This window comes from Lentzea sp. NPDC059081 (assembly GCF_042738015.1).
Classification (GTDB): domain Bacteria; phylum Actinomycetota; class Actinomycetes; order Mycobacteriales; family Pseudonocardiaceae; genus Lentzea.
In genome coordinates this window covers 33,027-53,266 of the sequence record NZ_JBHYGW010000007.1, presented here as the reverse complement: position 1 = coordinate 53,266, position 20,240 = coordinate 33,027, and the positions used below count along the sequence as shown (strand labels likewise).

Annotated in this window: 22 protein-coding genes; 10 read left to right on the top strand and 12 right to left on the bottom strand. The window is 71.9% G+C overall.

Translation table 11 applies throughout. From position 1 onward, the window contains the following. Positions 1-1,404, bottom strand: coding sequence for a flavin-containing monooxygenase (locus tag ACFWV3_RS17885; protein ID WP_382412406.1), 1,404 nt, complete (start codon positions 1,402-1,404; stop codon positions 1-3). A gap of 71 nt (positions 1,405-1,475) precedes the next feature. On the opposite strand from ACFWV3_RS17885, the gene ACFWV3_RS17880 reads away from it, so the two are divergent. Then, entirely contained in the window at positions 1,476-2,510 is a 1,035-nt protein-coding gene (locus ACFWV3_RS17880; RefSeq protein ID WP_382412405.1) for an AraC family transcriptional regulator, read from the top strand. Here ACFWV3_RS17880 and ACFWV3_RS17875 read toward each other — a convergent pair. Next, entirely contained in the window at positions 2,499-2,912 is a 414-nt protein-coding gene (locus ACFWV3_RS17875) for a DUF3592 domain-containing protein (RefSeq protein WP_382412833.1), read from the bottom strand. The genes ACFWV3_RS17880 and ACFWV3_RS17875 overlap by 12 nt on opposite strands. Before the next feature lie 184 nt (positions 2,913-3,096). On the opposite strand from ACFWV3_RS17875, the gene ACFWV3_RS17870 reads away from it, so the two are divergent. The 3 genes from ACFWV3_RS17870 (at position 3,097) to ACFWV3_RS17860 (ending at position 5,562) form a co-directional block, all read left to right on the top strand. Continuing rightward, complete coding sequence (locus ACFWV3_RS17870; RefSeq protein ID WP_382412404.1) at positions 3,097-3,759, top strand: lytic polysaccharide monooxygenase; 663 nt, start codon at positions 3,097-3,099, stop codon at positions 3,757-3,759. A 63-nt stretch (positions 3,760-3,822) separates the two neighbouring features. After that, positions 3,823-4,392, top strand: a complete 570-nt coding sequence (locus ACFWV3_RS17865) for a TetR-like C-terminal domain-containing protein (protein ID WP_382412403.1) — start codon at positions 3,823-3,825, stop codon at positions 4,390-4,392. A gap of 12 nt (positions 4,393-4,404) precedes the next feature. Continuing rightward, positions 4,405-5,562 carry a GDSL-type esterase/lipase family protein gene (locus ACFWV3_RS17860; RefSeq protein WP_382412402.1) on the top strand — a complete coding sequence of 386 codons (1,158 nt, stop codon included), beginning with the start codon at positions 4,405-4,407 and terminating at the stop codon, positions 5,560-5,562. On the opposite strand, the gene ACFWV3_RS17855 is transcribed toward ACFWV3_RS17860, so the two are convergent. Beyond that, positions 5,537-6,427, bottom strand: a complete 891-nt coding sequence (locus ACFWV3_RS17855) for a LysR family transcriptional regulator (protein ID WP_382412401.1) — start codon at positions 6,425-6,427, stop codon at positions 5,537-5,539. The genes ACFWV3_RS17860 and ACFWV3_RS17855 overlap by 26 nt on opposite strands. A gap of 17 nt (positions 6,428-6,444) precedes the next feature. Continuing rightward, positions 6,445-7,266, bottom strand: a complete 822-nt coding sequence (locus ACFWV3_RS17850; RefSeq protein WP_382412400.1) for an SDR family oxidoreductase — start codon at positions 7,264-7,266, stop codon at positions 6,445-6,447. A 100-nt stretch (positions 7,267-7,366) separates the two neighbouring features. On the opposite strand from ACFWV3_RS17850, the gene ACFWV3_RS17845 reads away from it, so the two are divergent. Continuing rightward, a complete protein-coding gene (locus ACFWV3_RS17845) occupies positions 7,367-8,389 on the top strand; it encodes an LLM class flavin-dependent oxidoreductase (protein ID WP_382412399.1) in 1,023 nt (340 codons plus the stop codon). Between the two features lie 35 nt (positions 8,390-8,424). Here the strand turns inward: ACFWV3_RS17845 and ACFWV3_RS17840 are convergent, their stop codons facing one another. Together ACFWV3_RS17840 and ACFWV3_RS17835 are read right to left on the bottom strand one after the other, a co-directional pair. Then, positions 8,425-8,709 (bottom strand): antibiotic biosynthesis monooxygenase family protein, encoded by a 285-nt coding sequence (locus ACFWV3_RS17840; RefSeq protein WP_382412832.1) that lies wholly within the window; start codon positions 8,707-8,709, stop codon positions 8,425-8,427. A 34-nt stretch (positions 8,710-8,743) separates the two neighbouring features. Next, complete coding sequence (locus tag ACFWV3_RS17835; RefSeq protein WP_382412398.1) at positions 8,744-9,631, bottom strand: NADP-dependent oxidoreductase; 888 nt, start codon at positions 9,629-9,631, stop codon at positions 8,744-8,746. A gap of 104 nt (positions 9,632-9,735) precedes the next feature. Between ACFWV3_RS17835 and ACFWV3_RS17830 the strand changes: the two genes are divergently transcribed. Beyond that, positions 9,736-10,692, top strand: a complete 957-nt coding sequence (locus tag ACFWV3_RS17830; RefSeq protein ID WP_382412397.1) for an Lrp/AsnC family transcriptional regulator — start codon at positions 9,736-9,738, stop codon at positions 10,690-10,692. Here ACFWV3_RS17830 and ACFWV3_RS17825 read toward each other — a convergent pair. Further along, positions 10,680-11,144, bottom strand: coding sequence for a hypothetical protein (locus ACFWV3_RS17825; RefSeq protein WP_382412395.1), 465 nt, complete (start codon positions 11,142-11,144; stop codon positions 10,680-10,682). The two genes, ACFWV3_RS17830 and ACFWV3_RS17825, sit on opposite strands and share 13 nt — an antisense overlap. Before the next feature lie 95 nt (positions 11,145-11,239). Further along, the gene (locus tag ACFWV3_RS17820; RefSeq protein WP_382412394.1) at positions 11,240-11,719 is read right to left on the bottom strand and encodes a winged helix-turn-helix transcriptional regulator; all 480 of its coding nucleotides are present in this window, start codon (positions 11,717-11,719) and stop codon (positions 11,240-11,242) included. 74 nt (positions 11,720-11,793) lie between these two features. Here ACFWV3_RS17820 and ACFWV3_RS17815 point away from each other — a divergent pair, with 74 nt between their 5' ends. Further along, on the top strand, positions 11,794-12,465 hold the full coding sequence (locus ACFWV3_RS17815; protein WP_382412393.1) for a nitroreductase: 672 nt from the start codon (positions 11,794-11,796) through the stop codon (positions 12,463-12,465). On the opposite strand, the gene ACFWV3_RS17810 is transcribed toward ACFWV3_RS17815, so the two are convergent. After that, the gene (locus ACFWV3_RS17810) at positions 12,462-13,418 is read right to left on the bottom strand and encodes a pyridoxal-phosphate dependent enzyme (protein ID WP_382412391.1); all 957 of its coding nucleotides are present in this window, start codon (positions 13,416-13,418) and stop codon (positions 12,462-12,464) included. The two genes, ACFWV3_RS17815 and ACFWV3_RS17810, sit on opposite strands and share 4 nt — an antisense overlap. Positions 13,419-13,456: 38 nt before the next feature. Next, positions 13,457-14,182 carry an SDR family oxidoreductase gene (locus ACFWV3_RS17805; RefSeq protein ID WP_382412390.1) on the bottom strand — a complete coding sequence of 242 codons (726 nt, stop codon included), beginning with the start codon at positions 14,180-14,182 and terminating at the stop codon, positions 13,457-13,459. Positions 14,183-14,258: 76 nt separating this feature from the next. On the opposite strand from ACFWV3_RS17805, the gene ACFWV3_RS17800 reads away from it, so the two are divergent. Together ACFWV3_RS17800 and ACFWV3_RS17795 are read left to right on the top strand one after the other, a co-directional pair. Then, positions 14,259-15,107, top strand: a complete 849-nt coding sequence (locus ACFWV3_RS17800; RefSeq protein ID WP_382412389.1) for a LysR family transcriptional regulator — start codon at positions 14,259-14,261, stop codon at positions 15,105-15,107. 1 nt (position 15,108) lies between these two features. Beyond that, entirely contained in the window at positions 15,109-15,900 is a 792-nt protein-coding gene (locus ACFWV3_RS17795; RefSeq protein ID WP_382412388.1) for an MBL fold metallo-hydrolase, read from the top strand. A 17-nt stretch (positions 15,901-15,917) separates the two neighbouring features. Here ACFWV3_RS17795 and ACFWV3_RS17790 read toward each other — a convergent pair whose 3' ends face one another. After that, a complete protein-coding gene (locus ACFWV3_RS17790) occupies positions 15,918-16,475 on the bottom strand; it encodes a TetR/AcrR family transcriptional regulator (RefSeq protein ID WP_382412386.1) in 558 nt (185 codons plus the stop codon). A gap of 98 nt (positions 16,476-16,573) precedes the next feature. On the opposite strand from ACFWV3_RS17790, the gene ACFWV3_RS17785 reads away from it, so the two are divergent. Next, positions 16,574-17,449 carry an NmrA/HSCARG family protein gene (locus ACFWV3_RS17785; protein WP_382412385.1) on the top strand — a complete coding sequence of 292 codons (876 nt, stop codon included), beginning with the start codon at positions 16,574-16,576 and terminating at the stop codon, positions 17,447-17,449. Positions 17,450-17,467: 18 nt separating this feature from the next. Here ACFWV3_RS17785 and ACFWV3_RS17780 read toward each other — a convergent pair whose 3' ends face one another. Further along, positions 17,468-20,053, bottom strand: a complete 2,586-nt coding sequence (locus ACFWV3_RS17780) for a toll/interleukin-1 receptor domain-containing protein (protein WP_382412384.1) — start codon at positions 20,051-20,053, stop codon at positions 17,468-17,470. Positions 20,054-20,240: the final 187 nt, after the last annotated feature.

The following is a 20,240-nucleotide window of genomic DNA, read 5'->3' as shown; positions in this document are numbered from 1 at the left end:
TCACACCCCTTCCAGCTGTGCGGTGCGGCGCAGGTACTCCCTGGTGTTCCCCGGCCAGTTCGTGGTGACGGAGCCGTCGTCCGAGCGGTACCAGGACGAGCACCCGCTCCACACGCCGTTCGCGAGCCGGGCGCGCATCTCCTCGTCGAACGCCTCGGCGACCTCGGGCGCCACCTCCACCGGCACGCCGGTCTCGGCGAACCGGCGCACGGCGGCGACGACGTAGCGGCACTGCGCCTCGATCATCGTGACGATCGAGCTGCCGCCCAGGTTCGTGTTCGGGCCGTAGACCAGGAAGAAGCCGGGAAAACCCGGCACGGTGAGGCCGAGGTGCGCCCGCGGCCGCCCGCCCCACACGTCGGCCAGGTCGCGGCCGTACCGGCCGATGACGCGCATCGGCAGCCGGAAGTCGGCCACCTCGAACCCGGTGCCCCAGATCAGCACGTCCGCGGCGTGCTCACGGCCGTCGGCGGTGCGCACGCCCCGCGCGGTGACCTCGGTGATCCAGTCGGTCACCACGGCGGCGTTCGGCGCGGCGAGCGCCGGGTACCAGTCGTTGCTGAACAGCACCCGCTTGCAGCCCACCTCGGTCCGCGGCCGCACGAGTGCGCGGAGCTTCCGGTCACGCACCCTGACCACCCGATGCGCCGCGGCGAGACCGGCGACCACCCCGCGGGAGAACCGTCCCGACGTGAGCAGCCACGTGAACGCCTCGCAGGCGAGCCACACCCCGCGCCGCGCGATCTTCGAGGTCGACGGGCGAGCCGGGCGACGCCGCCCGGCGTCGGGCTTCGGCAGGACGTGCGGCGCCGACCGCTGGAACACGGTGAGGTGCCCGGCCACCGGCTGGATCTTCGGCACGAACTGCGCCGCGCTCGCCCCGGTGCCCACGACCGCGACCCGCTTGCCGCGCAGGTCGACGTCGTGGCGCCACCGTGCACTGTGGAACACGGGCCCGGCGAAGTCCGCGAGCCCTGGCAGGTCCGGTGTCGACGGCCGGTTCAGCTGGCCCACCGCCGACACCAGCACGTCCGCCTCGACGACCTCGCCGCCGGCCAGCTCCACCCGCCACCGCCCGTCGTCGAACGTCGCCGCCACGACCTCGGCGCCGAACCTGATCCGGTCGCGCACGACCTCGGCGGTGCGCCGCAGGTAGGCGAGGATGTCGGGCTGGGCCGCGTACCGGCGCGGCCAGGACAGGTTGGGGAAGAAGGAGTACGAGTAGAGCGACGACGGCACGTCGCACGCCGCACCCGGATAGGTGTTGTCCCGCCACACGCCGCCGACGTCGTCCGCGCGCTCCAGCACGGTGAACCGCTCGAAACCGGCCCTGCGCAACGACAACGCGACACCCAGGCCGCCGAAACCGGCGCCGATCACCACGACTTCGGGGTTTGCTCGCACCTCACCGACGCTAGGAACCGCCACCCGATCGCACCAGGACAACAGCGGCCGCGTGGTTGACAATCGCGGCCATGAGGACGTTGCCCGAACCCGTCGTGCGGCACTGGGACTTCCCGCGCGGCATCGCGAGCGTCGCGTTGCTGCTGCGCTTCGGCGCCCAGCACGGCCTGTCCCGCGACGTGCTGCTCGACGGCAGCGACCTGACGGCGGACCAGCTCGCCGATCCCGCGGCGGAGATCAACGCCCACCAGGAGCTGGCGGTCGTGCGCAACCTGGCCGCGCACCGGCCGCTCGCCGGCGTCGCCGCGGGCAGGAACTACCACGCCACCACGTTCGGCGTCCTCGGGCACGCGTTCCTCAGCGCCGCCACCGTGCAGGACGCGGTCGACGTGGCACTGCGCTACCTCGACCTCAGCTTCACCTTCACCGCCCCCACCGCCGTGCTGGACGGCGACCGGCTCGTCCTCGCGCTGAACCCCGGCGCGCTGCCAGAGGACGTGCGGCCGTTCCTGGTCGAGCGCGACCTCGCCGCCATCCACACGGTGATCGGCGAGCTGGTGACGGGCGAGGTGCCGGTGCTGTCCGTCGACCTCGCCCACCCCGAGCCGCCGGACACCCGCGACCACGAAGCGGTCTTCGGCCTACGCCCGCGGTTCGCGACCGGCCGCGACCGCTCCGTCGTGGACGCGTCGCTGCTCCTGCGCGCCCTGCCGCTGGCCAGTCCCGAGGCCACCGCGTTGAGCGAGCGGCAGTGCGAGGACCTCGCGACCCGCCGGCGCCGCAGGCCCGGCGTCGCGGGGGAGGTCCGCCGCGTGCTGGAGCTGTCGGAGCGGTTCGAGGAGACGATGCCGGTGGTGGCCCGCGCGCTCGGCATCAGTCCGCGCACGCTGCGCCGCCGCCTGACCGAGGCCGGCACCAGCTACCAGGCGCTGCTCGACGAGGTCCGCGCCGAGCGCGCGACCGTGCTGCTGCCCGGCGCGTCGGTCGAGCAGGTGGCCGCCCAGCTCGGGTTCGCCGAGGCCGCGAGCTTCATCCACGCGTTCCGGCGCTGGTACGGCACGACGCCGGCCCACTACGTCCGGTCGCGCGGCACGTCAGGCGTCTGACCTGCGCCGGGGTGCCCACGCGATAAGGTTGACGGAGATCCCGCCGAGGACCAGGAAGCCGAGGATGCCGCCCGTCACCCAGAAGGCCTGGTCGTTGTCGGCCAGCGCGGCGTCGACGACCTGCCCGTCCGCCAGGTCGTAGCGGACCGTCACCCGCTCGCCGGGCTCGCGCTTCGGGCCGTTCTCCGACAGCACCCGCACCTGCCTCGAACCGTCCGGCAACGAGAACTCGACCCTCACCGAGGCGCTCTTGCCCGACTTCAGCCGCTCCTGGACGGTCCCGTCCGCGCCGGCCCACGACCTCTGCTCGGCCGACGCCCTGATCACGAACACCAGTCCCACGAGGGCGGCCGCCAGCGCGACCCCGGCCACGAACCGGCCCCTGCCCGACCTCAACGACATCGCCACGACGTCCTCCTCGCGGAAGACATCGTCGTCTCGCCCACCGATGTGACGGCGGACGGGGAATCGCGATGATCACCGACGGTGTCCTTGTGGTTTCGCAGTGTTACCGCTAGGCTAAATTTTCTGGGAGCGCTCCCATTCCGCCGCTGCTGCTCGTTCAACGGAGAATGGAGGCAGATTCATGCGCATGCGCAGCACCTTCGGGTCCCGCACCAGACGGCGTGGGGTGATCGCGGCGATCATCACCGTGCTGGCCTGCACGTTCCTGTGGGTCCCGACGGCCTCGGCGCACGGCACGATCGTCGGCCCGGCCACCCGCGCCTACCAGTGCTGGCAGGACTGGGGGAGCCAGCACACGAACCCGGCCATGCAGCAGCAGGACCCCATGTGCTGGCAGGCCTTCCAGGCCAACGCCGACACCATGTGGAACTGGATGAGCGCGCTGCGGGACGGGCTCGGCAGCAACTGGCAGGGCGCCACCCCGGACGGGCAGCTGTGCAGCAACGCCCTGTCGCGCAACAACTCGCTGAACACGCCCGGCCAGTGGAAGAAGACGAACCTGGGCGCGAACTTCTCGATGCACCTGTACGACCAGGCGAGCCACGGCGCGGACTACCTCCGGGTGTACGTCAGCAAGAACGGGTTCGACCCCACCACGCAGAGGCTGGGCTGGGGCAACCTCGACTTCATCACCCAGACCGGCAGGTACGCCCCGGCGAAGGACATCACGTTCAACGTCTCGACGAATGGGTCCTACCGCGGCCACCACGTCGTGTTCACCATGTGGAAGGCCTCGCACGCCGACCAGATCTACATGTGGTGCAGTGACGTGAACTTCGGCTGACCGACGGGTCTCCGTGAGCCTACACCTGATAGGCGTATGCCTAGAGGGTGTAGGCTCACGGGCATGCGCTCCTCCCTCACCGCGGCCACCGTGGTCGCCGACGCCGCCGCCCTCGCGGACGAGGCGGGGTTCGAGGCGGTCAGCCTGTCCGCGGTCGCGCGGCGGCTCGAGGTGCAGGCGCCCAGCCTGTACTCGCACGTCCGAGACCTGGAGGCGGTGCGGGACGGGGTCACGGCGCTCGCGCTCGGCGAGCTGGCGGACCTCATCGCCACCGCCATCGCCGGGCGGTCGGGGCTCGACGCGCTCCGGGCCTACGCCGCCGTCTACCGCGAGTACGCGGTGGCGAAGCCGGGGCGCTGGCAGTCGCTGCAGCGCCGTGCCGGTGAGGACGTCGTGCGGTCCGAGGCCGCGCGGAACATGTCCACGCAGGCCGGTGCGGTGTTGAGGGGCTACCCGGTGCCGGCAGGGGAACACGTGCATGCCGTCCGGTTGCTCGGCAGCACCATCAACGGGTTCCTCGCCCTCGAACGCAGCGGCAACTTCGACCACAGCGCGCCCGCGCCCGCCGAGTCCTGGGACAGGACCGTCGTGGCGCTCGACGCACTCCTGCGGGCCTGGCCCGTGCACGACTGACCGGGAAGAACCATGATCACCACACCACTGACCGACGCGCTCGTGCGCGGTGCCGCCGAGCTGGAGCAGACCGCCCGCGGCGTGCTGCCGCACCGCCTGCCCGCCTGGGTGCGCACGCGGTTCCCCGACCCGCAGCTGATGGGCGCCGAGAGCAGGCCCTCCGGCGTGCGGATCGCGCTGGCCACCACGGCGAGCACGGTCGAGCTGGTCCTCCACACCACGTACGCGTCCTACCGCGGCACCACCCGCCCACGTGGCTGTGTGGACCTGGTCGTCGACGGCGTGGACGTCGCCAGCCGGCAGCTCGACGGTGGGGACCACGTGGAGACCGACCTGGCGACCGGCACGACGGCGGTGCACGAGGGCGACGCGTGCACGGTCCGGTTCACCGGATTGTCCACCGAGGACAAGACCGTCGAGATCTGGTTGCCCCACAACGAGACGGTGCACCTGGTCGAGTTGCGGACGGACGCGCCGGTGCGGCCCGTCGAGTCCGGCAGGCGGATCTGGCTGCACCACGGCAGCTCGATCAGCCACGGCTCGAACGCCACCAGGCCGACCGGCATCTGGCCCGCGGTGGCCGCCCGCCGGGGCGACGTCGAGCTGCACAGCCTCGGGTTCGGCGGCAGCGCGATGGTCGACCCGTTCACGGCGCGTGTCATGCGCGACCGGCCCGCCGACCTGATCAGCGTGAAGCTCGGCATCAACGTCGCGAACTTCGACCTGATGCGGCTGCGGGCGTTCGTGCCGGCGGTGCACGGGTTCCTCGACACGATCCGCGACGGGCACCCCGACACGCCGCTCGTGCTGATGTCGCCGATCTTCTGCGGTATCTACGAGGACACGCCGGGACCGGGCGGGATGGACCTGGACGCGCTGGCCGAGGGCCGGGTCGTGTTCACCGCGACCGGCCCGCACGGACCGCTGCCGCAGCTGACCCTGAAGATCATCCGCGACGCCCTGGCGTCGGTGGTGGACAACCGGGACGACGACCCGAACCTGCACTACCTGGACGGGACGACGCTCTACGGCGAGCAGGACGCGGTCGCGCACCCGTTGCCCGACGCACTGCATCCGGACGCCGAGACGCACGAGCTGATGGGCCGGCGCTTCGCCGAGCACGCGTTCGCTCCCGGCGGCCCGTTCAGCCTTCGCGCAACGCCTGCGTGAACGCGTCGGCGGCGGGGGAGCGGTCCTCGTCGGTGACCACGACGGTCCGGCGGCGTTCGAGCAGGCCGGGGTCGCGCACCGGGACCCACGTGACGCCGCGCGGCACGATGTCGGCGGCGAGCCCCGGCAGGACGGACACCCCGAGCCCGGCCGCGACCAGGCCGAGCCGGGTCTGCCAGGTCCGGGCCTCGTAGCCGATCGTGGGCTCGGTCAGCGTCGGCCACGCGCCGAACTGCGGGTCGCCCTCCCCGCCCGCGCCCGCGATCCACACCTGGCCGGCGAGGTCGCGCACGTCGACGAACTCCTGACCGGCGAACGGGTGCGCGTTCGCGACGGCCACGCCGGGCCCGCGCCCGACCGGCACCGGCTCGACGCGCAGTCCCGTCAGGTCGTAGTCCGGCAGGCCGTCGCCGACCGCGACCACCGCGGCCTCGATCCGCCCCGCCCGCAGCCGGCGCAGCAGCACCGGGCTGCCCGCCTCGCCGAGCCGGACGGTGAGCGCGGGGTGGGCGGTCCTCAGCCGGGCGATCACCCGCGGCACGAAGCTCGCCGCCGCCGTCGGGTAGGCGCCCACGGCCAGCCGGCCCGCGATCTTGTCGCGCAGCCCGGCGATCTTCAGCTCCGCCGCCTCCAGGTGCGCGACGACCTGCCGTGCGTGCTCCAGCAGCGCCTCGCACGCGGAGGTCGGGCGGACGCCGCGGGCCCACCGCTCGAACAGCGGGCTGCCCACGGCGGTCTCCATCGCGTTGACCTGCCGGGACACCGCCGACTGCGTGTAGCCGAGGGCGTCGGCCGCGGCGGTGAACGAGCCGCGTCGCGCGACCTCCACGACGACGCGCAGCCCGGTCAAGGTCATCTCCGGCATGCGGGCCAGTATCCCGCTCAGGTCACGTGCTCCGCGTCCGCGGCACGCGCCGAGTCCTCCTGGCCCTCGAACGCCTTGAGGCGGTCGCGGACCGCGGTCGTGACCAGCTCGTACGCGTCGGAGTTGAGCAGCAGCCGCAACGGCGGCGTGTCGGACAGCGCCGCCTCGACGACCGCGTGCGCCACGCCCGACTGGCTGCCCGGCATGTCCTCGACGGGCATCGGCGTCGTGTCGGCGGGGCCGCCGCGGTAGGGCTCGCTGACCGGGACGCGCTGCGCCGCGTCGTAGAAGCTCGTGCGGACCATGCCCGGCTCGACCAGCATCGTGGCGATGCCGAACGGCGCGACCTCGGCGGCCATCGTCTCGAAGTAGCCCTCCACGCCCCACTTGGTGGCGTGGTAGATGGCGAAACCGGGGAACGTGACGTGCCCGCCCATGCTGGACAGCTGCACGAACACCCCGCCGCCCTGGGCTCGCAGCAGCGGCACGGCCCTGCGCGCGACCTGGATGGACGCGGTCAGGTTCGTCGCGATGGACTCCTCGACCTGCTGGTCGGTGAGGTCCTCCGCGGCGCCGAACACGCCGCTGCCCGCGTTGGAGACCACGACGTCGATCCGGTCGTGCTCGGCGAACGCCTCCCCGAGCACCTTCCCGACCTGCGCGGTGTCGGTCACGTCGAGCGCGCGGCGCCACAGCCGGTCGCCGTTCCGCTCGGCCAGGTCGTCCAGCCTGCTCGGGTCGCGCAACGTCGCCGCCACGCGGTCTCCGCGCGCGAGGACCTGCTCGACGAGCTCACGTCCGATTCCCCTCGATGCTCCTGTGATGAACCACGTTGACATGAAAACGACGCTAGGCGGTTCATGGCATGCGCACCAGCGATGGTTTCTCAGCTGAGCCATGCGTAAAACGCATACGTCGGGTTCGACGTATAGTTGAAAAGTGAAGAAGATTGGCTTCCTGTCGTTCGGGCACTGGTCGGACAGCCCGCACTCGCAGACGAGGTCGGCCGCGGACACGCTGCTGCAGTCGATCGACCTGGCCGTGGCCGCGGAGGAGCTGGGCGCCGACGGCGCGTACTTCCGCGTGCACCACTTCGCCAGGCAGCTCGCGTCGCCGTTCCCGCTGCTCGCCGCGATCGGCGCCAAGACCGAGCGCATCGAGATCGGCACCGGTGTCATCGACATGCGCTACGAGAACCCCATGTACATGGTCGAGGACGCCTCCGCCGCCGACCTGATCGCCGGCGGCAGGCTGCAGCTCGGCATCTCCAGGGGATCGCCCGAGCAGGTCGTCGACGGGTGGCGCCACTTCGGCTACCAGCCCGCCGAGGGGCAGACCGAGGCCGACATGGCGCGGATGCACACCGAGCTGTTCCTGAAGGTGCTGGAGGGCGGCGGGTTCGCCCAGCCGAACCCGCGCCCGATGTTCCCCAACCCGCCGGGCCTGCTGCGCGTCGAGCCGCACGCGCCCGGCCTGCGGAACCGGATCTGGTGGGGCGCCGCGTCCAACGCCACCGCGGTGTGGGCGGCGCAGCAGGGCATGAACCTGATGAGCTCCACCCTCAAGTACGACGAGGGCGGCGCGCCGTTCCACGTCCAGCAGGCCGAGCAGATCCGCGAGTTCCGCAAGGCGTGGACCGAGGCCGGCTGGGAGCACGAGCCGCGCACGTCGGTGTCGCGCAGCATCTTCGCGATCACCACGGACCTCGACGACATGTACTTCGGTGGTGACGGCGAGAGCCGCGACCACGTCGGGTTCATCGACGGCCCGAACCAGGCGATCTTCGGCCGCTCCTACGCCGCCGAGCCCGACGTGCTGGTCAAGCAGCTCGCCGAGGACGAGGCGATCGCGGAGGCCGACACCCTGCTGCTGACGGTGCCCAACCAGCTCGGCGTCGAGTACAACGCGCACGTCCTGGAGAACATCCTCGTGCACGTGGCGCCCGCGCTCGGCTGGCGCTGACTCACAGCCGGCGCTGACTCACGGCCGGCGCCGGCTCACCTCGGGTCGACCTCGACGAGGACGTCGAAGAGCCCGGGGTGCGCCGTCACCCCGGGGATGCGCTGACCGGCCGGGACGAAGTCGCGGAAGACGGCCCGGTACGACTCGGCGTCCTCCCAGAGGGCGATGTTGACGTACTGGAAGGTGGTGTCGTTCAGGCCCGTGTTGCGGTGCAGCCGGGCCTGGACGAACCCCGGCGCGCTGGCGAAGTGGTCGATCGTGCCGCGCCAGGCGGCGAGGAAGTCGTCGTCGACCTCCGGCGGCACGGTGAAGCCGTTGATCAGCGTGATAATTCTCGTGTCCTTTCCGGACGGTTCAGATCTCGAGGACGATGCGGCCGCGGACGTGGCCGGTGGCGCTGGCGACGTGCGCGGCTCCGGCCCGGTCGAGGGGGAAGGTCCTGGTGACGGGCAGGGTCAGCTTCCGTTCCGCCACCAGGCGTGCCCCTTCGCGCAGGGCGTGGGTCTTGTCGAGGCCGAAACCGGTCGACACGCGGGCTCCGTGGGCGCTGAAGTCGGCGATGGAGACGACGCGCTTCGGGTCTCCGGTCATCGCGACCAGTTCGGCGACGACGCCGGAGCCCGCGATGTCGAGTGCGGCGTCGACGGCCGGGGCGAGCGCGCGGATGCGGTCCGCGAGGCCGTCGCCGTAGGTGGTGGGGGTGGCGCCGAGTGACGTCAGGTAGTCCTGGTTGGACGGTCCGGCGACGCCGATGACGGTGGCACCGCGGGCAATGGCGAACTGGACGGCGGCCGAGCCGACCCCGCCGCTCGCTCCGTTGACCACGATCGTCTGTCCGCTGTGGACGGCCAGCTCGTCGAGGACGCGCAGGGCCGTCTCGAACGGGGTGGCGAACCCGGCTGCTTCCGTGAAGGTCGCGTTGGGCGGCTTCTTCGCCCACGACGTGAGCACGGCGTGTTCGGCGTAGGTCTCGTGGCCGGAACCGAAGACGGCGTCGCCGATCTCCACGTCCGCGACGCCCTCGCCGATCTCCTCGACGACCCCCGCCGCGTCACCGCCGATCCCGGCCGGCAGCGTCCGCGCGTCGCCCAGCAGGCCCTGGCGGATCTTCCACTCCAGGGCGTTCACCCCGGCGGCGCGGACGGCGACGCGGATCTGGCCCGGTCCTGGTCGTGGCACGGGAACCTCGGCCAGTTCCAGGACCTCCGGTCCGCCGTAGCGGGCAAAGCGCACTGCCTTCAACTCGACTCCTCGACGTTCTGGTGACGACGTCGAGGATCAGGCGATCGCGGGTGGAAGGCGAAGTGTTCTGGCCGGATGTGACGGAATCCGACACGATATCCGTCGTGGAGAAGGATCTGGACACGCTCGACCGGCAGCTGCTGCAGGCGCTGCACCTCGACCCGCGGGCGTCGTTCGCGCGGATCGGGGAGGTGCTGGGCGTGTCCGACCGGACCGTCGCCCGCCGCTACGCCCGGCTGCGCGACGAGCGGGTGATCCACCTCGTCGGGATGGCCGACCCCGGCCACCTCGGCGGCGCCGAACAGGTGCTGCGCCTGCGCTGCAAGCCAGGACCGGCCGGGCAGGTCGCCGAGGCGCTCGCCCGCCGCGACGACACGCGGTGGGTCGCCCTGCTCTCCGGCGGCACCGAGATCTGCGCGAGCCTGCGGTCGTGGTCGGCGCGGGAACGGGACGAGCTGGTCCTGGAACGCCTGCCCCGCACCACGGCGATCGTCTCGGCGAGCGCGCACAGCGTCCTGAACGTCTTCACCACCAGCCGGCACGGCTTCGAGGGACCGGACCCGCTCACCGCCGAGCAGGTCGCCGCGCTCGACCCGCACCTCGACCCCGTCGAGGCCGGCCTGACCGACGCCGACCGCCCGCTGCTGGACGTGCTGGCCGCGAACGGCCGGGCACCCCATCCCGCGCTCGCCGCCGCGACCGGCTGGTCGGAGTCGACCGCGGCCCGCCGGCTGGCCGTCCTGCGCGCGGCCGGCCTGGTGCGGTTCGACCTCGACGTGAACGCCGCGGCGCTCGGCCACCCGACCGAGGCACGCCTGTGGGCGACGGTGCCGCCCGCCCATCTCGCGCAGGCCGGCGCCACCGTCGCCGCTCATCCCCAGGTCACCTTCTGCGCCGCCACGACCGGCCCGGCGAACCTGCTGATCTCCGTGGCCTGCCGCGACGACCGCGACCTCTACCGCTACCTGACCGGCCGGCTGGGGACGGTGCCCGGCGTCGGCGAGGTCGTCACGACGCCCGTGGTGCGCGTCCTCAAACGCGCCGGGCGCTACCTGCGGTAGCAGATCCCGGTGTGGGAGCCGCCGTTGTTGTGGTCGTAGGCCTGGAACCAGAACCAGTAGCTGGTCTGGGGCCCGAACCGCCCGTCCACGCTGACCACGTTGCCGTAGTACTGGTTGATGGTGGTCTGGGCGTTCCTGACGCCGCGCTCGGTGTTGCCGCCGAAGTCCTTGTCAGCCGCCAGCCCCTGGCCGTAGCAGGCGTTGAGGCTCTCCTGCAGGACCAGCACGGGGAAGCCGTAGTGCCCCCGCACGACGACGCAGTTGTAGTTCCCCGAGTTGTTGGTCACCGAAGGCACGTGGAGGTACCACCCGCTGCCCACGCTGACGTTGGTGTAGCCGCCGCACGCCGTCTCGGCGGCGGCCGAGATCGGTGCCGACTCGGCCCGCAACGGCTTCGCCTCGGCGCTCGCGGTGATCGCGAGCACTGCCGTGGCGGTCAACACCACCGCCAAGCCGACTCTCTTGAGACCTTCGAACATGTGGTTCGCCCCCTGTTCCGTGATATCCCCTGACGAGGACCACAGTGGGCGCGGGTCTCCCGGAAATCTCAGTGCGTCTCAACAATCCGCTGGTCAGCGTGCACGAGCAGGCCGGGCCCCGCCTCGGGCGTGACGTCGTGCGCCGACAGCCGGGTCCCGCACGAGTCGCACTCCAGCGACGTGTGCGCCTCGCCTTCGCAGCCGGTGTGCCGGTAGTGGACGGGCGGGCCGTCCGGAGCCATGTGGGTATCGCCCCAGTCCCTGATCGCCATCAGGATCGGGTAGAGGTCGTGCCCCTTGCGGGTCAGGCGGTACTCCGGGTGCTCGCCGTCGTCGGCCTGCTGCCGCGCCAGGACGCCGTGCTCGACCAGCCTGGTCAGGCGGTCCTGCAGGCGGCTGCGCGGGATGCCGAGGTGGGCGCGGAACATGTTGAACCTCCGCACGCCCGCGAAGGACTCCTTGAGGATCAGCAACGTCCAGCGGTCGCCGAGCAGCACGAGCGGCCGGGTGATCGAGCACGGGATGTCGGCGAGCTGTTCGTACCGCATGGGTGTCAGCTTAGTGGTCTCTTTTCGGGACCGCACCTGCTAGCGTCTGGTCTTGAAAAGAGACCGGAGGTCCCGTGAGCGACGCTTTCGACGCACTGAGCACCTTGCTGGCCGACCGCTGGACGTGCCGCCAGTTCCTGCCCGACCAGGTCCCGAGGGCCACGTTGGAGCAGCTGCTGACCGTCGCGCAGCGCACGCCGTCCTGGTGCAACACCCAGCCGTGGCAGGTGGAGCTGACCGAGGGCGCGGCCACGGACCGGCTGCGGTCACGGCTGCTGGCGCACGTCCGTGAGAACGCCGGCACGCCCGACTTCGCGTTCCCCGCGCAGTACACGGGCGTCTACCGGGACCGGCGGCGCGAGTGCGGCGTGCAGCTGTACCAGAGCGTCGGCATCGTGAAGGGCGACCACGAGGGCACGATGCGGCAGGCCGTGCGCAACTTCGAGCTGTTCGACGCGCCGCACGTCGCGATCATCACCACCGAGGCCGACCTGGGCGTCTACGGCGCGATCGACTGCGGCCTCTACCTGAACAGCTTCCTGCTCGCCGCCCAGGCGCTGGGGCTCGGCGCCGCACCGCAGGCGGCGCTCGCGACGTACCCGGACTTCTTCCGCGAGCACTTCAGCCTGCCGGAGAACCGCCTGGTCGTCGCGGGGGTGTCGCTCGGCTACCCGGACGTCGCGCACCCGGTGAACTCGTTCCGCACGAGCCGTGGTGACGCCGCCGTCACGTGGCACACGGATTAGGCGCTCGCCCAGCGGATGACGTCGGCGACGGCCGCGTTGCCCCCGCACAGCACCAGACCGAGCCGCACGCCAGGCCCGACGCGGTCGAGCACCGTGCGCGCCGCCGGCACCAGGCAGCCGGCGGCCGGTTCGGCCCACACCTTCTGCGACTCGGCCAGCGTGAGCGAGCCCCGTGCGGCCTCTGCGTCGGTCACCAGCAGGACGTCCTCCAGCAACGCTACTGCGTGGTCGTAGGTCAGCTGGGAGACATGGGGTGCAGCGAGAGTGGAGACGACCGACGTCGGCTTGAAGTCCACGGGTTCTCCTGCGGCCAACGCCCGACGCATCGCGTCCGCGCCCTCGACCTCGACGCCCCACACGCGGACGCCGGGCACGAGCGCGTGGAACGCCGTCGCCACGCCCGCGGCGAACCCTCCGCCGCCGATGCTCACCAGCACGTCGGTCAGGTCCGGCGCCGCCTCGGCGAACTCCAGGCCCACGGTGCCCTGCCCGGCGACCACGATCGGGTCGTCGTAGGGGTGCACGAGTGTCGCGCCCGCCTCGACGAGGTCGTTCATCAGCGCGAACGCCGCCGCGAGGCCGTCGGTGAGCCGCACGTCCGCACCGGCCGCGCGGGCGAGCTCGACCGAACGGACCGGCGCGGTGTCCGGCATGACGACCGTGGCGGCGACCCCGAGCTCGTGGGCGGCATCGGCCAGTGCGATGCCGTGGTTGCCGCCGCTGACGCCGACCACGCCGGCCGCCCGTGCCTCGTCGGACAGCGAGAGGATCTTCGCGAACGCGCCGCGCGTCTTGAAGGACCCGCTGCGCTGCAGGAGTTCCAGCTTCACCGTCGTCGGCACGCCCAGCAGCGCGGACAGGCCGGGGGAGGGCAGGGTGGGCGTGCGCAGGACCCACCTGTCGATCAACCCGGCCGCGGCCCGCACGTCGCTGATGGTCAAGAGCTCCGCCATGCCGACACCCTATGGGTCAGCGGGAAACCACGCCGTCGTCACCAGGGGACGACGCCCTCGTCGTCGAAGAAGCCGCCGCGCGGTCCGTCGTCCGGCAGGGTGGCGAGCTCGATCGCGATCGCGGCACCCTGCTCCGCCGTGCGCGGCGCGGCGAACCCGGTGAAGTCGGTGGCGACGTAACCGGGGCAGGCGGCGTTGACGAGGACGTTCGTGTCGGCCAGCTCGCGGGCGTACTGGGCGGTGAGGCTGTTGAGCAGCGTCTTCGACGGCGCGTACGCGGCCATCTGCGGACCGGTCTGCAACGCCAGCGAGCCCATGTTGCTCGACATGTTCACGATGCGCGCCGACTCGGCGCGACGCAGCAACGGGAGCATCGCGTTCGTCACGCGGACGACGCCGAACACGTTGGTGTCCAGCACGGTCCGCACGACGTCGAGGTCCAATGTGGACGGGTTCTGCACGCCGTCCGCCATCGGGCCGGAGATGCCCGCGTTGTTCACGAGCACGTCGAGCCGTCCGGTGGTCTGCTCGACGGTCTTCGCGGCGGCGGTGGCGCTGTCGTCGGAGGTGACGTCGAGGGCGACCCCGAACGCGTCGATCCCCTCGGCGCGCAGGCGTGCCACGGCCTCGTCGCGCCGGGCGGTGTCGCGGGCGCCCACGGCCACCGTGAAGCCGATCTTCCCGAGGCCCTGGGCGATGGCGAAACCGATTCCCTTGTTCGCGCCCGTCACGAGCGCGGTCTTCTTGTCGTTCACGTAGTCCATGCTCAGCCTGGGTGCGGGCGCCCGTCCAAGATCGATCGGGTGGGCTGTGATACCCCTCGGGTATTAGGCTGGCGTGGTGGCCGACCTGGAAACGCGCGAGCTCCGGTACTTCGTCGCCGTCGCGGAGGAGCTCCACTTCGGCCGGGCCGCCGACCGGCTCGGCATCGCGCAGCCGCCGCTGTCCCGCGCCATCCGGCAGCTGGAGCACCGGCTGGGCGTGCGGCTCCTCGACCGCGACCGGCGGGGCGTGGCGCTCACCGGGGCGGGCCAGGTGCTCCTGCGGGAGGCGAAGACGGCGCTCGACGCGGTCACGGCGGCCGCGCGGCGGACGCGGCGAGCGGGGGACAGCCGGCGTCCGCTGGTGCTCGTGACGAAGGCCGGGGCGTCGCACGAGTTGTTGCGGAGGCTGCTCGACGCCGCGGAGGGCGTGGTGCCGGTCGAGGTCCTGCTGTGCGAGGTCGGCGAGCAGGCGGGGCTGGTGCGCGACGGCAGCGCGGACGTGGCGATCATGCACCGCCCGTACGACGACCTCGACGGGTTCGACACCGAGGACCTGTTCGTCGAGGGGCAGGTCGCGATCCTGCCGCGCACGCACCCGCTGGCCTCGCGCGAGAAGCTCGTGCTCGCCGACGTCCAGGACGTGCCGGACCTGCCGATCGCGCGGTGGCCCCGGCTCGACGGGTCCTATCCGGACGGTCCCGGTCCCGAGGTGCGCACGCAGTCGAAGCTCGCCCAGCTCGTGGCGCTCGGCAAGACGCTGCTCGTCATCCCGGCCTCCAGCCGCGCCTGGCAGTGGCCGGAGCACGTGGCGGTGCCGGTGGTCGACGCCCCGGACGTCACGACGGTGCTCGCGTGGCAGCCGGCCGACCAGTCCCTCGCGGTCGCTTCGCTCGTGCGCACCGCGGCCGCCCTGCGGGAGTCCTGAGATGCGCCAGATCGCCGAAAGCCCGCTCCACGTGTCGTTCGAGCTCCGTGGCCTGACGGTAGTGGCGCTCCTGGACGGCTACCTCGACCTGCCGCCGTCGCGGCTGCTCGTTCCGGACGGTCTCGCGGTCGAGCCGCCGCTCGTCGACGGTCTGCTCCGCTTGTCCGTCAACGCCTTCCTCGTCGACGACGGCGTCCGGCGGGTGCTGGTGGACACCGGCGCGTCGACCAGCTGGGAGCCCACGATGGGCCTGCTGCTGGAGAGCTTGGCCGCCGCCGGCGTCGACCGCGGGGCCATCACGGACGTCGCCATCACGCACGCGCACTGGGACCACCTGAACGGGCTCGTCGCACCGGACGGTGCAGACTCTTTTCCAGCGCTGGAAAGGGTTTTCATCGGGTCGGGCGACGAGGGGCGGCTTTCGGAACACCTCGCACGGTTCCGCGACCGCGCGGTCATCGTCTCCGAACCACTGCCCGTGACGCCGTGGATGACCGCGTTGCCCGCGAAGGGACACACGCCCGGACACACCGTCTACGAAGCACGTTCGGACGCGGGCACGTTGCTGATCTGGGGCGACACGATCCACGTGCCGTCGGTGCAGTTCGCGCATCCCGAGGTGGCGTGGGAGCTGGACCACGACCAGGACCTCGCCCGCGCCGCACGGCTCGCGCTGCTCGACCGGCTGGCCACGCCGGGGCACTTCGTCGCCGGCGCGCACCTGGACTGGCCCGGCATCGGCAGGGTCGTCCCGGACGGCACGGGCTACGCCCTGGTCACCGGCGAGAACTGATCACCGGCTGGGTCTGATCACCGGATGGGGCTGATCCCCGCTACCGCCACCGCGAGCAGCCGCTCGGCCGCGGCCGCCGGGTCGCGGTGCTGTTCGGTGGCCATCGCGATGCCGACGACCAGCGTTACCAGCTCGACGCTCGTGACGTCCGCCGGCACCGCGCCGTCGCCGATCGCCCTGCGCAGCAACGGTTCCACCGCCTCGCCGACGATCGTCGCGCACGAGTTGCCCTGCACCGGGTCGGCCTCGTAGGACAACGCCGTCGCGAGCCCCCGCGCCGTCACGCAGTACGCCGTCAGGTCGGCCAGCCACGTGAGCAGCACGTCCCTGCTGTCGCCGGACCCGGTCAGCTCGTGCGCCCGCTCGCGCAACGCCTCGACCCGCTGGTGCGACACGGCTTCCAGCAACGCCTGGCGGGTGGGGAAGTGGCGGCGCACGGTCGCCGACCCGACCCCGGCGACGCGGGCGATCTGCTCGAGCGACGCCCCGGCGCCGTGCTCGGCGACCTCCCGCTCGGCCACGGCGAGGATCCGCCCGTGGTTGCGGCGGGCGTCGGCACGCTGGCTCTCGGTCATCGCACCCTCGTGGTTGATAAACGGCGGGGTCCGCCATATCGTAGCGGACACGAAAACGGCGGACCCCGCCGTTTTGTTGACCGAAGTGAGGGAAAGCCATGTCCGTGCTCGTCACAGGAGCCACCGGCAAGCAGGGCGGCGCCACCGTCCGCGCTCTGGCCGAGGCAGGCGTGCCGGTGCGCGCGCTGGTCCGCGACCCGGAGTCCGACCGCGCGAAGGCACTGGACGTCGAGCTCGTCACCGGTGACCTGAACGACCGCGAGTCGCTGGTCCGCGCGACCAAGGGCGTCGAGACGGTGTACTCGGTGCAGATGCCGCCGTTCACCGGGGACGGGTTCGACTTCGTGGCCGAGCAGGCGCAGGCGGGCAACCTGGTCGACGCCGCGCGGGAGTCGGGCGTGCGGCAGTTCATCCAGACCACCGTCGACGGCGCGAACGGGCGCATCCGCGACGAGCGCTTCCCGATCAGGGAGGCCTCGCACAACAGCAAGGCCGCGATCCAGGAACGGGTCCGCGAGGCCGGGTTCGAGCGGTGGACGCTGCTCAAGCCGGGCTTCTTCATGGAGAACCTGCTGCCCTCGTCGGCCTACCTGTTCCCGCGCGGCGTGGAGGGCGGCATCGTGAGCATGCTCAAGCCCACGACGGAGCTGTCCCTGTTCGCCGTGCGGGACATGGGGCCCGCGGTCGTCGCCGCCGTGGCCGACCCCGAGCGGTTCGACCGGGTGGAGCTGGAGTTCGCGAGCGACCGGCTGTCGATGGCGGAGATCGCCGAGGTGCTCTCCGAGGTGCTGGGCACGGAGCTGACCGCGCCGGACATGACGCTGGAGCAGGCCCGCGCCGCCGGGATGCCGGAGATGGGCGCGGGCCACGACAGGCTGAACGAGACCGGCATGGCGGGCCGTCCGCAGTACGCGAGGGACCTCGGCCTGCCGTTGACGAGCTTCGCGGACTGGGCCCGGCAGCACCTGGGCTGACAGCTCAGGTGCCGACGGTCAGGGGCAGGGCCACGCCACGTCGATGTCACCGACGTAGCGCTGCCGCTCCTGCTCCGACAGCCCACCGGTGACGACCAGGCACAGCGTGCGCACCCACGCCGCCGGATCGGCCTCCCAGACCGCGAGCGTGCCGTCCTCCCGCGCGCTCAGCAGCCCGCCGTCGCCGGTCGCGGCGAGCCCGGCGACGGGTCCGGCGACGGCGGGCTGCCACCGGCCCACCTGGCTGCCGTCGCCGGTGCTCCAGAACACCAGCTCACCGGTGCCGGGGTCGAGCTGGACGACCTGACCGGCCGCGAACGCCACCTCCGTCGAGGGCTTGGCCGGACCCAGCCCGAACACCGTCGACCGCCGCCCGTCGTCGAAGAGCACCCGGCCGTCGACGTCCGCCGCGGCCACCTGCTCGCCGTCGTCGCTCACGGCGAAGCTCCGGACGTCGGCGGCGAAGTTCATCCGGCGGACCTCGGTGAGCTCGCCGTCCTTCCAGTGCCACAACGCGATGTCGGTGCCTCCAGCCGCGGCAGTACGAGACCTGACGACGGTCGCGACGGCGTCACCACGGACGTTGGCCGCGATCTCCTGCTGGTTCACGACCGAGTCCACGAGCCGGGACTCGTCCTCCTCGACCACGGGCACTCCGCCGGCACCGGCAACGGCCAGATGACGACTGTCGCCGAGGAACACCCCCTTGCCCGATACCCGCTGCCCGTCAGGACTGATGTGCACGGCACCACGCACCGCCGGCTGCACGGACTTCTCGGCCAACGTCCGCACATCGCGCACAACGACACCGCCAGGCCCCGCGACCGCAGCAGTCCCACTCGCACCAACGGCCACAGAGCCGACCCCGGCCGGCCCACGACCCTGGACGCGCACCCGGTTGTCCTGGTCCGGCGAGGACACCACGACGGTCCCGTTCTCCGACACGGAGACCACGGACCGCCCGTCCTCGCTCATCCGCACGTCACGAACCAGCGTGGGATGGGCGAAAAGTCGCGCGGTCTGCACGAGGTTCTCGTCGAACAGCGCCACGACCCCCTGCCCGGTCCCGACCACGATCCGCTCGCCGTCCCCGGACATGCTGACGCAGCAGGCATCCGAGCCCACCTCGACCGCGCGAGTCCTGGTCCGCGTGCCCACGTCCCACAACTCGAGCGCGGACCCGTTGAGCAACGCCAGCGACGACCCTCCGGCCGCCATCCCCCGAGCCCACACCCTCGCGGCACCGAACGTGGTCCAGCTCCCGCTTGCCGGCTCGAACACGGTCACCTTCGCCGCAGCCGACCGCCCGTCGAAGGTGAACAGCCGATCCCCGCGGAACTCCACCGGCCCACCAGGCACGTCAGGCCCCTCGACGCTGACCACCGCCCGCCCGCCGGCCACCTCCCACACCCCGAACCGGGGCGTCGACCCGCCACCCTTGCTGGAGGACGCGGCCACCCACCTCCCGTCAGCGGACAACGCCACCCGCTCCGGCGCCCCGGTGAACGGAACCTCGCGCACCAACGACCCGTCGCCGACGTTCCACACCTTCACCGTCAGCCCGTCGGCGTTGGCGAGCACCCGCCCATCACCACTGACCGCCAGCGCCGACGAGGCGTCCGGCAGCACAACACCGCTGTCCCGCCGAGACTTCCCGTCCCACACCGACACCGTCCCGTCCCCGAACGCATGCGCCACCACACCCCCATCAGCACTGACGGCGACATTCGCCCGAGTCCCCATGTCCGCGGGCCGAGTACGACTGCTCGCGTCAGACCCGGCAGCCACCACCGACACCACGTACCGAGCCCGATCCACCACACTCATCAACGCACCCCGCGCCTGCACCGACGGACTGGCACTCCACGAGGTCAACGCCAGCCGGAACGCCAGCTGCGGATCAACCCCCACCAACCGCTGTGCCTCCACCGCCAACGCACGCGACAGGGCGATCCGAGCCTGCTCAGCAGCCCGATCCCGTTGCGCCACAGCAACCCTCTGCTGCCACACCGCAACCCCGCCGGCTACCAACGCCAACGACAACAACCCGGCCAACACCGAAACCAGCTGCCGCTGCTGCCGGGAGTCCTCACTGATCAGCTCGTCCTTGGCAACCCCGTGCACAGCAGCCGCGAGCGTCGCCGCACCAGCCCGGAACTCGGCACCGCTCAACCGCTCCGGCGACCGCAGATCAACCCACAACGGCTCCCCGGCAAACCACCCGGCCACCGACCGAGGCAGCGCGGTCGTCCGCTCCCAGTCGAAGTCACCGGCAGCGTCGTCCCACACCAGCTCACCCCCGGTGAGCACGATGAAGAACGTCTCCCGAGACTTCCTCTCCCGCCACAACGCCACCTCCCGCCCCACCCAAGGCGACGCGGCGGACGCCGGACACGCCAGGAGCGTGAAGGTCCGGGAGGCCAGCAACGCCTCTTGGATCGACGACCACAGATCAGGACTGGCAGCAAGACTCACGTCGTCCCGAAAGACCCGCAACGCGCGGGCCCGGTACCACCGCCGCCCGATCCGGTGCAGGCTGCGTTGCAGCTTCTTGGCCAACGGCCGATCAGCCGCATGGCTGTAGGAGACGAACCCGTCGTACACCAGTGACCCCCTTTAACGGCAGGGAATGCTACGGACGACAAGCACACCCGTCAGGCAAACGCGAAGCCAAGGCGAGCACGAAGGCGACGGCGAAGCCGAGCTGCCTCAGCTTGAAACGGAGGTTCCGGTGGGCCCCCGTCACGAGTCGTGCCACAGCACTCGCTGCGACAACGGAGGGGTGTCAAGT

What these genes read in the sequence shown, in the direction of transcription:
- ACFWV3_RS17785 (WP_382412385.1), top strand. Translation starts at nt 16,574, where the DNA reads ATGTCCGTGCTCGTCACAGGAGCCACCGGCAAGCAGGGCGGCGCCACC.
- ACFWV3_RS17810 (WP_382412391.1), bottom strand. Translation starts at nt 13,418, where the DNA reads ATGGCGGAGCTCTTGACCATCAGCGACGTGCGGGCCGCGGCCGGGTTG.
- ACFWV3_RS17790 (WP_382412386.1), bottom strand. Translation starts at nt 16,475, where the DNA reads ATGACCGAGAGCCAGCGTGCCGACGCCCGCCGCAACCACGGGCGGATC.
- ACFWV3_RS17805 (WP_382412390.1), bottom strand. Translation starts at nt 14,182, where the DNA reads ATGGACTACGTGAACGACAAGAAGACCGCGCTCGTGACGGGCGCGAAC.
- ACFWV3_RS17875 (WP_382412833.1), bottom strand. Translation starts at nt 2,912, where the DNA reads ATGTCGTTGAGGTCGGGCAGGGGCCGGTTCGTGGCCGGGGTCGCGCTG.
- ACFWV3_RS17820 (WP_382412394.1), bottom strand. Translation starts at nt 11,719, where the DNA reads ATGCGGTACGAACAGCTCGCCGACATCCCGTGCTCGATCACCCGGCCG.
- ACFWV3_RS17865 (WP_382412403.1), top strand. Translation starts at nt 3,823, where the DNA reads ATGCGCTCCTCCCTCACCGCGGCCACCGTGGTCGCCGACGCCGCCGCC.
- ACFWV3_RS17880 (WP_382412405.1), top strand. Translation starts at nt 1,476, where the DNA reads ATGAGGACGTTGCCCGAACCCGTCGTGCGGCACTGGGACTTCCCGCGC.
- ACFWV3_RS17855 (WP_382412401.1), bottom strand. Translation starts at nt 6,427, where the DNA reads ATGCCGGAGATGACCTTGACCGGGCTGCGCGTCGTCGTGGAGGTCGCG.
- ACFWV3_RS17850 (WP_382412400.1), bottom strand. Translation starts at nt 7,266, where the DNA reads ATGTCAACGTGGTTCATCACAGGAGCATCGAGGGGAATCGGACGTGAG.
- ACFWV3_RS17870 (WP_382412404.1), top strand. Translation starts at nt 3,097, where the DNA reads ATGCGCATGCGCAGCACCTTCGGGTCCCGCACCAGACGGCGTGGGGTG.
- ACFWV3_RS17860 (WP_382412402.1), top strand. Translation starts at nt 4,405, where the DNA reads ATGATCACCACACCACTGACCGACGCGCTCGTGCGCGGTGCCGCCGAG.
- ACFWV3_RS17795 (WP_382412388.1), top strand. Translation starts at nt 15,109, where the DNA reads ATGCGCCAGATCGCCGAAAGCCCGCTCCACGTGTCGTTCGAGCTCCGT.